Source organism: Mycobacterium sp. (genome assembly GCF_049683355.1).
Taxonomy (GTDB): Bacteria; Actinomycetota; Actinomycetes; order Mycobacteriales; family Mycobacteriaceae; genus Mycobacterium.
Genome location: NZ_JBAUJB010000398.1, coordinates 1 through 6,487, shown reverse-complemented (window position 1 = coordinate 6,487; position 6,487 = coordinate 1). Strand labels below are relative to the sequence as shown.

The window sequence follows — 6,487 nt, the reverse complement described above, 5'->3', positions numbered from 1 at the left end:
GACGAGGCTGCAGAGTTCGCACAACGCTACGGCCCGCACACTTGCTCCCTCCGAAGAGGCTTTTGACACCCCGCTCAGCCCGCCGCCTCTCAACGACGAACCGGGGCCTGCTACCCGGCGCTCCGGTGCTTACCGGGACGGGACCCACACCCGCTAGTTCAGTCCAACTTGCAGGACGCAACACGGAAGCAGGCTACCCAGGCCGACCGACTACTTGTCGGCCAGCAACGATTCGGTGGCCGACAGCAACGCGCATGTCGCCAGACCGTCGATGGCCACCCGAAGATCAGACGACGCGGGGAACGTAGGTGCGATGCGGATGTTCTTGTCCTCCGGGTCATTCCGGTACGGGAACGACGCACCCGCCTCCGTCACCGCGATCCCGGCCTCCTTGGCCAGCGCCACGGTCCGCTTGGCCGTACCGGGCAACACGTCGAGGCTGATGAAGTAACCGCCCTTGGGTTCGGTCCAGGACGCGATCTTGGCGTCACCCAACCGGTCCTCGAGAATCTCCAGGACCAGCGCGAACTTCGGGGCCAGCAACTCCTGGTGGCGCTGCATGTGCAGCCGCACCCCGTCGGCGTCGCCGAGGAAGCGCAGATGACGCAGCTGATTGACCTTGTCCGGGCCGATCGACTTCTTGCCCGCGTGCTGCAGGTACCAGGCGATGTTGCCCAGAGAACCACCGAGGAAGCTGACGCCGGCGCCGGCGAAGGTGATCTTGGATGTGGAGGCGAAGACCAGCGGCCGGTTCGCGTGGTTGGCCGCCGCGGCCAGGCCCAGGATGTCGATCTGGCGGACGGTGTTGTGGGTGAGCGTGTGCACGGCGTAGGCGTTGTCCCACATGAGACGGAAATCGCTAGCCGCTGTTTCCATTTGAACCAACCGGCGAGCCGTCTCCAACGAATAGGTGGTGCCGGTGGGGTTCGAATAGACCGGAACACACCACATGCCCTTGATCGCCGGGTCGGCGGCGACGAGTTCCTCGATCAGATCGACGTCCGGGTCGTCCTCGAGCATCGGCACGGTGATCATCTCGATGCCCAGGCTCTCGGTGATCGCGAAATGGCGGTCGTACCCGGGCGCGGGGCACAGGAACTTGACGCCGGGCCCGTCCCGCAGCTCGTCGATCCACGGGCGCGGCGAGTCGACACCACCGTGCAGCAACGAGTACACGACGACGTCGTGCATCAACTCGAGGCTGGCGTTGTTGCCGGCGATCAGATTGGGCACCGGGATGCCCAGCAGCTCGCCGAAGATCTTCCGCAGTTCGGGCAGCCCGTGCGGGCCGCCGTAGTTGCGGGTGTCGGTGCCCGACCCGTCCCGGAACGCGTCGGGTCCGTCCCCCGGCAACGCGAGCAATCCGTTGGACAGGTCGAGTTGCGCCGGAGACGGCTTTCCGCGCGTCAGATCCAACTGCAGGGATCGGGCCTGCAGGTCGGCGTAGTTGCGCTGCTGCTGGTCATGCTGTGCGAGCAGCTCGTCACGGCCCAGCGACTGAAACGACACCGCGCGCCTTTCACCGTCGTGCGTGGATTCTCCGGACGTAAGGGGACCCCGCGCACCCGCCAGAGCCCATTGACCCTTGCTGCCTTCCGGCCCTGGGGGAGTTCACAGGATGGACGCCGCGCGGGGTCCACGAAGAGTGTAGTACCCCGCCCCGGCCGCCTGCCGCGGTGCAACCGCCAAGCGGCTTTGCGGACCCACCATGCGGGTCGGCTACCATGGCCGACGGAGGATTCGCCTAGTGGCCTATGGCGCTCGCCTGGAACGCGGGTTGGGTTAATAGCCCTCAGGGGTTCAAATCCCCTATCCTCCGCACTCAGTCCGGGGTGCGACCGGCAATCACCGAGAGCTCGGTCGCACCCCCGACGACAAAGATCGAGGAGGGGTATGGGTCGCACCGTCGCGGTGATCTGGCACGCGTCGTTCTCCATTGCCGCCGGTGTCCTCTATTTCTTCTTCGTGCTTCCGCGCACGCCCGAGCTGCTGGGGCAGACCTCGCCCACCCTGGGCACGGCACTGCGCATCGTCACCGGCGCGCTGATCGGTCTGGCGGCGCTGCCCGTAGTGTTCACGCTGCTGCGCACCCGGCGCCCGGAATTCGGGACCCCGGCGCTCGCGCTGAACCTGCGCACGGCATCGATCGGTCTGCACGCCGCGGCAGGGCTGCTCATCATCGGTACCGCGATCAGCGAGATCTGGCTCTCGCTCGACGACGCCGGGCAGTGGTTGTTCGGCATCTACGGCGCGGCCGCCGCCATGGCGCTGCTGGGCATGCTCGCCTTCTACCTGGCGTTCGTCGCCGAGTTGCCGCCGCCACCGCCGAAGCCGTTGAAGGTCAAGGAACGCAAGAGCCGGCGCGGCCGCAAGGATGCGGCGAAGGCCGAGGAACCGGCCGAAGAATCCTCGGAGGTCACAGAATCGTCAGACGATTCCGAATCCGCCGACGACGCCGAGGCGGCTGAGGATCCTGAGGTTCCGCAGACCCCCGCGGAGCAGCCGGCCACGGCCGGTCAGGAATCCGAGGAGCCGGCTGCAGACGCCGAAAGTGGCCCGCAGACCTCGGAGAACACCGACGAGAGCGGCACCGAACGTGCCAACGGGACGCTCCAGAACCGCCGTCCGACCGGCAAGGGAAAAGCCCCGGGCAGACGCAAACGAACCCGTGGCGGCGTTGCTGGCGGGGACTGAGGGAAAGGCACGACATCGACAGCGGCCCTCAGCGCAGCCACTATTGATGGGTATGGGCCCGTATCCCTCTCTCAGAAGCCTGCTGATCGCACTTGCCGCGGTCCTGGCGCTCGTAGCCCCGGCGGCACCCGCAGCCGCCGCCCCCGGTGATGTGATGGCAGCCGCCGACCAGGCGGAAGCGTCGGTGGTGCGCATCGACACAGCCGTCGACTACCAGGGCGTGATCGGCCTCGGGACCGGGATCGTGCTCGATCCCGGCGGGCAGGTGCTCACCAACTTCCACGTCGTACAGGGTGCCGACCGGATCACCGGCACGGTCGGGGGCAGGTCATACCCGGCAACCCTGGTCGGGTACGACCGCGGACGCGACGTCGCGGTCATCCAGCTGATCGGTGCGGCCGGACTGCCTATCGCGGCCATCGGCGACGCGAACGTGCTGGTGCCGGGTGAGCCCGTGGTGGCGCTGGGTAACTCCATGGGCACCGACAGGCCGCTGACCCGCGAGGTCGGCACCGTGACCGGATTCGGCCGCACCGTCAACGCCGAGGACACGCTGACGGGCACCTCCGATGAGCTGACCGGTCTCATCGAGTTCGCCGCGCCGGTTCGCGCCGGCGACTCCGGCGGCCCGATGGTCAACGCGACCGGCCAGGTTGTCGGCCTGACGACGGCGGCCTCGGTGAACTTCCGGATGGGTCCCGGTGGCAAGGGGTTCGCGATCCCGATCAACGATGCGATGGGCGTGGGCGACCAGATCCGGGCCGGAATCCGCTCCGACACGGTCCACATCGGCCCGCCGGTGCTGCTCGGTGTCGGGGTCCGCACCACCCCGCGCGACGAGCCCGGGGTGTTCGTCCAGGAGGTGATGCGTGGCGGCCCCGCCGACCAGGCCGGACTGCTCGACGGCGACATCCTGATCGCCCTCGACGGGACCACCTTGGACTCGACGAACACGTTGACCTCGGTGCTGGACCGGCACTACCCGGGAGATGCGCTGGAGCTGGTGTGGATCGACGGTGCCGGACAGACGCGCACCAGCGTCGCGGTGCTGACCCCCGGCGTCAATTGATCCAAACCCGTCGGACAGGCCACCGCGGAACCCTATGCTGAGCGAGTGCCCAACAATGCCTCGTACCGGGTCGTCCAGTGGACGACGGGAAACGTCGGAAAGAGCTCGGTCGCCGCGATAGCGAAGCACCCCAGCCTGGAACTGGTCGGCTGTTACGCCTGGTCGGACGACAAAGCCGGCCGCGATGTCGGTGAGCTGGCAGGCATCGAACCGCTGGGGGTAACCGCCACCAACGACGCGGACGCCCTGCTCGCTCTCAAACCCGACGTGGTCGTCTACAACCCGATGTGGATCAACGTCGACGAGCTGGTGCGGGTCCTGGAGGCCGGCGTGAACGTCGTGGCGTCGGCCTCGTTCATCACCGGGCACAACCTGGGTGACGACCGGGACCGGCTCGCCGACGCGTGCCTGCGCGGCGGATCGACGCTCTTCGGCTCCGGTGTCAGCCCCGGCTTCGCCGAGATGCTCGCGATCGTGGCGGGCACCGCGTGCGACCGCATCGACAAGGTCACCATCGCCGAGTCCGCCGACACCACCCTCTACGACTCCCCCGACACCGAGCGGCCCGTCGGCTTCGACATGGCCATCGACGATCCCGACCTGCGGCCGATGGCCGCCAAGGGCACCGCGGTGTTCGCCGAAGCGGTGCGACTGGTCGCGGACGCTCTGGGCATCGAGCTCGATGAGATCACCCTGCGTGTCCGAATACGCCCAGACGACAGAGGACCTACCGATGGCGTCGTGGACCATCAAAGCCGGACATGTGGCGGGCGTCTTCGCCAGCTGGCAGGGGATCGGCAACGGCAAGACCGTCATCGACATCAACGTCCGGTGGAAGAAGGGTCAGACCCTGGAGCCGGACTGGCAGCTCGACGGCGACGGATGGAAGATCACCATCGACGGCCGGCCGTCGGTCAACATGACCGTCGGCTTCCTGCCGCCGCAGGACATGATCGAGAACGCCAAGACGCTCGAGGACTTCTTCGTGCTCGGCCACATCATGACCGCGTTGCCGCCGATCCACGCAATCCCGGCCGTCGTCGCCGCAGCGCCGGGCATCGCGACCTACAACGACCTGCCGCTGCCGCTGCCCCGAGGTGTCGTGCCGGCTGGCTAACCTTGCCGGATGAGCGTACGCGGATGGCTGCTCTTCGCCGCGATGAGCGTCATCTGGGGTATCCCGTATCTGCTCATCAAGATTGCGGTGGAAGGACTTTCGGCCCCGGTCCTGGTGTTCGCACGTACCGCCGTGGGTGCGCTGGTGCTGATCCCGCTGACGATGCGCCGCTCCGCGTGGGCTCCGGTGCTCGCACATTGGAAGCCGGTCGCCGTGTTCGCGTTGTTCGAGATCATCGCCGCCTGACTGCTGCTGTCTGACGCCGAACGGCACATCTCCAGCTCGCTGACGGGTCTGCTGATCGCGGCGTCGCCGATCGTGGCGACCCTGCTGGACCGGCTCACCGGCGGTGGCCAGCCGTTGACGGTGAAGCGGCTGGCCGGGCTCGCGGTCGGGTTGTCGGGAGTCGCCGTACTCGCCGGCCCCGAGCTGACCGGCGGCAGCGCATGGCCGGTCACGGAGGTGCTGCTTGTCGCGGTCTGCTACGCGATCGCACCGCTGGTCGCCGCGCGTTATCTCGGTGATGTGCCGACGATGCCGATGACGGCCGCATGCCTCGGCCTCGCCGCGGGTGGTGATCGCGGTGGCGCTTCTGGCCGTGGTCTGTACTGCGTTGGCATTCATCGTGTTCTTCGCGCTGATCCGTGAAGTAGGCGCGCCGCGGGCGCTGGTCTTCACCTACGTCAACCCCGCGGTGGCGCTCGCCGCGGGTGTCATCGTGCTGAATGAACCGCTGACACCGTGGCGGCTCGCCGGACTGGCGCTGATCCTCACCGGATCGGTGCTGGCGACCCGGCGCCTCGAACCGAAAAATGCGTTGAGCTGACGGTTGATCTGCGGTGACATGGGACCCATGCCCGCTGCACTCTGGCCGCTCAACGGCCTTGTCGTGTCGACCCCGGGGCTGTCGCTGCGCTCGCTCCCGAGGGCATCCACGATCCAGCGACCATGCCGTTTTCGGAGCCGTGGACAGATGTCGCACCGCCGCAACTGCAATGGAACGCGCTGCGCTACTTCTGGCGATGTCGCGCCGAAACCACCGTCAGCAATTGGCATCTCGACTTTTCGGTGCACGCGCAGGGCGATGTCGTGGGCGTCTGCTCCATCGACGGCAAGCAGTTCCCGTCGATGCGCACCGCCACCACCGGGTCGTGGCTCGGCCGCCGCTACCAGGGGCGCGGGTTGGGGCGCGAAATGCGCCAGGCCGTGCTGCATCTGATCTTCGCCGGGCTGGATGGCGAACGGGCGACCACCCGGGCGTGGCATGACAACATCGCATCGGTACGGGTCACGCGGTCGTTGCCGTACATCGAGGACGGCGCCACAAAGGAACCGCGGCGTGACCGGTGTGGACACCATGCTGGCGTTCTCGATGACCCGCTTGCGATGGGAGACAGTGCACCGCAACGATATCGAGCTCAGCGGACTGGAGCCGGCCCGGGAATTCCTCGGGCTCTAGCCAGCCTGGTCCATGGTCGGTGGTGGTGGTTGGTAGGGGGTGTACCACTTCCATTGGGCGCGTTCGCCGGTCGGTCCTCGGTAGGGGGCGACGGCCGGGGGTGGTGTGGTCGGTGGTCGTGCCAGTGATCCCGAACTGAGTTCCTGGC

Annotated in this window: 6 protein-coding genes, 1 tRNA gene, 1 other RNA gene and 3 pseudogenes; 8 read left to right on the top strand and 3 right to left on the bottom strand. The window is 67.6% G+C overall.

The features are described 5' to 3' along the window. Window positions 1-210 precede the first annotated feature (210 nt). Window positions 211-1,509: an aspartate aminotransferase type Ic gene (locus WA944_RS22760; RefSeq protein ID WP_526611570.1), complete on the bottom strand. Its 1,299-nt coding sequence runs from the start codon at window positions 1,507-1,509 to the stop codon at window positions 211-213. 37 nt (window positions 1,510-1,546) lie between these two features. Further along, window positions 1,547-1,641, bottom strand: an RNA gene (ffs, locus tag WA944_RS22755) — signal recognition particle sRNA small type. Between the two features lie 92 nt (window positions 1,642-1,733). Between ffs and WA944_RS22750 the strand changes: the two genes are divergently transcribed. From WA944_RS22750 to WA944_RS22715, 8 genes and pseudogenes are all read left to right on the top strand, one after another. Next, a tRNA-Ser gene (locus WA944_RS22750) sits at window positions 1,734-1,819 on the top strand. 74 nt (window positions 1,820-1,893) lie between these two features. Next, window positions 1,894-2,694, top strand: coding sequence for a lipid uptake coordinator LucA (gene lucA, locus WA944_RS22745; protein ID WP_526369568.1), 801 nt, complete (start codon window positions 1,894-1,896; stop codon window positions 2,692-2,694). 46 nt (window positions 2,695-2,740) lie between these two features. Beyond that, complete coding sequence (locus WA944_RS22740) at window positions 2,741-3,763, top strand: S1C family serine protease (protein ID WP_526369567.1); 1,023 nt, start codon at window positions 2,741-2,743, stop codon at window positions 3,761-3,763. 45 nt (window positions 3,764-3,808) lie between these two features. Continuing rightward, window positions 3,809-4,880 (top strand): annotated as a pseudogene (locus WA944_RS22735) (NAD(P)H-dependent amine dehydrogenase family protein). 9 nt (window positions 4,881-4,889) lie between these two features. Then, window positions 4,890-5,126 (top strand): EamA family transporter, encoded by a 237-nt coding sequence (locus tag WA944_RS22730; protein ID WP_526369565.1) that lies wholly within the window; start codon window positions 4,890-4,892, stop codon window positions 5,124-5,126. Window positions 5,127-5,198: 72 nt separating this feature from the next. Continuing rightward, the gene (locus WA944_RS22725) at window positions 5,199-5,528 is read left to right on the top strand and encodes a hypothetical protein (protein ID WP_526369570.1); all 330 of its coding nucleotides are present in this window, start codon (window positions 5,199-5,201) and stop codon (window positions 5,526-5,528) included. Further along, a complete protein-coding gene (locus WA944_RS22720; RefSeq protein ID WP_526369564.1) occupies window positions 5,452-5,706 on the top strand; it encodes an EamA family transporter in 255 nt (84 codons plus the stop codon). Before WA944_RS22725 ends, WA944_RS22720 begins: the two co-directional genes overlap by 77 nt. A 122-nt stretch (window positions 5,707-5,828) precedes the next feature. Continuing rightward, window positions 5,829-6,119 (top strand): annotated as a pseudogene (locus WA944_RS22715) (GNAT family N-acetyltransferase); the annotation flags it as partial. 216 nt (window positions 6,120-6,335) lie between these two features. Here WA944_RS22715 and WA944_RS22710 read toward each other — a convergent pair. Beyond that, window positions 6,336-6,487: pseudogene (locus WA944_RS22710) on the bottom strand (hypothetical protein); the annotation flags it as partial.